2 protein-coding genes are annotated in these 2,424 nt (G+C 35.1%); both read right to left on the reverse strand.

What is annotated here, in order from left to right; all coding sequences use genetic code 11:
- Nucleotides 1-1,177 (reverse strand): P-loop domain-containing protein (locus tag RTP52_RS16315; RefSeq protein WP_312372512.1); only part of this gene is annotated, 1,177 nt, incomplete at its 3' end.
- An 801-nt stretch (nt 1,178-1,978) separates the two neighbouring features.
- The coding region (locus RTP52_RS16320; RefSeq protein WP_331661730.1) for a hypothetical protein at nt 1,979-2,424 on the reverse strand (446 nt) is incomplete at its 5' end.

Consider the following 2,424-nt stretch of genomic DNA (forward strand, 5'->3'; position numbering starts at 1 on the left):
CAATAAGTGCCTTCATAACTGGATCCTGAATCATAAAGTTCGTGGCAGACTTATCTTCATCGATCATTAATGTCTTGCATCCCCAATTAATTGCTTCCATTATGTTCGCTGCTTGCGAAGTCGAACCAGAGGCATGCTCGGTAGAAAAATCCGCAGGATTTCCGCCAGGAATCCATTTGATAAATGGCGACAAATTCACATGGCGGATACTTCTTCCATCCTCCGCTGAGATTTTCATTGCGGATTCATCCGTTATCACGAATTCCCTCCCATCTCCTGAGATGTGATTATAAACACCTGCACTAATCGCATCTAGCAGAGTACTTTTTCCTGAATATCCACCACCAGTAATAACAGTAACTCCCTTTTTAAATGCCATTCCCTTGATTCCAATGATTTCTACCTCATCCTCTTTCGTTGATTGAAATGGAATTGCATCTAGCATTGGCAAATCACTTCCCTTTTCCCTTGGAAGAATGCTCCCATTCGCAACAAATGCGAGGCATCCATTCTCCTTTAGCCACGCTCTGATTTCTTCCTGCTTCCTGGCTAGCTCTAATGCCTGATGAGCCCCCTCCTTGTGAAACTCCTCAATAAATCGATTTACTGTATCCGGTAAATCCTTTGTTAGCATTTGCACTGACTTTTTATGCTTTCCAATCGGTAACTGCACCTGAATCATAATGCTGGCACATAGATAAACTGGTACATCTTCTCCACCGTCTATTGGAACAATCGTATTTTTCGTTGGATTGGTATAATACTTCTGAGAAATCATATTCGCACTGATTACATTCCTCTTTAGCACCTTATGGTTCGGTTCATAAATATAATAATGACCATTTTCTTTTGCTGTCCGTTTTCGATTATCATTTAACTCGTTTAGCATGTTTATATAAGGAATAAAGGATCGAAAGATATAATCAAGTACTGCTGTACTTGTATCGGTAATTTGTAAATGTTTCATCGGAATGTGAATCGTAACGGTAGGTCTTGATAAATTTAGTCGATTACTTTTTGTAATCTCATATCCAATTTCATCATCCCAATAGACTGCATGATTGTGTTCAATCGCGTCTTTATCAATAAATGTCTCAAGCATTTTGCCTTCATACATTTCTTCGTAGTTCTCACTTTTTGGGCTCATATTTAATAAATAATAACGTAATCTCTTCAAATTATAGTCTCCTTTTTCATATAAATCCTACATTCTGTCGTAATCCCGCAAATTTCTCATTCCATCTGATCTGCAACCGCATAAAATAATCTAAATTTTTTATTTCTTCTAAGTCTTTTTCCATGTAATGATTCACTGTTATCATACACAATCACCTTTCCTTTCTAAAATGCAAATAGCCATAACAAGCTGCTTTATCTCTACTTGTTATGGCTATTTTTGCGCACAAAAAAAGACACACCAAACATGCGTCCTGTAGTCAACAGTATTCATAAAGGTACTTAAAAAATGGCATATATCTAGTCTTCCACTAAGATAGATATGCCCCTATTCAGTTAGTTATAATTCACCATCCATGTATTTTTTGCCATAATAAAATTCCTCCTTTAACTGAACGTTTTAAGTAACATACAATCGTAATTATAATATTATTTCCCATAAATTTCAAGTACTTTTTTAAAACATGTAAATCATTCAAAAGCTTTCCACTTTCTTAAGTGATGCGCTTAGAGATGTGCAATCCTTTGTGATGCTAAGAGAGGAACCAAGATCAATTGTCTTAACTTGATTATTTTTCTTTTCATCATTAAAACAGCCTCCAAACATGGTTCTAGAGAAATATTATACCCTGTCGAAGACTGTTTTATTTGTAAACAGGTTCACTATGAAACTAATTCAAAAATGTCCATTAGTTCTTTAAAGATCTACAAACCTATTTAATAAAGAACTACAAGCATCCTAAAGGAGTACATCCTCTAATGATGATACTTTCTTAATGAATAACCATATATCCTTCCGACCTCAATTATGAATAGCACTTATTTGCTTTAAATAAGCTTCATGTTCTTCCCGATTACGTGTAATCAATTCATACGTGATATATTGTGGATTTATTTCCTTTATAAACTCTTTCACACCTTCACATACAAAAGGTTTATGTTCGTCCAGCTGAAAGATATATTCATATAGTTGATACATACGCTCCCAATAATCCTGTTTCAATGAAATCTTACTATTACGCATTCTTTTTGCATTTTCACCAGACAAAGACTGATGGAGGTGAATCCCCTTAATATAATCTTTTACCGAACTGTTTTCATTCATCACTGTTCTGATATATTGTAAGGCTTCTTTTGATGTCTTTAATTCTTGATTCGTATTCATTAGATGCCCCGTATCAAGCATCAGTCCTTTTTTAGCATAGTTCACCCCATCAATTAATCTTTTTGTCATTAATGGATTCCTAT

This window comes from Lachnoclostridium sp. (assembly GCF_031997925.1).
Taxonomy (GTDB): domain Bacteria; phylum Bacillota; class Clostridia; order Lachnospirales; family Lachnospiraceae; genus Lachnoclostridium.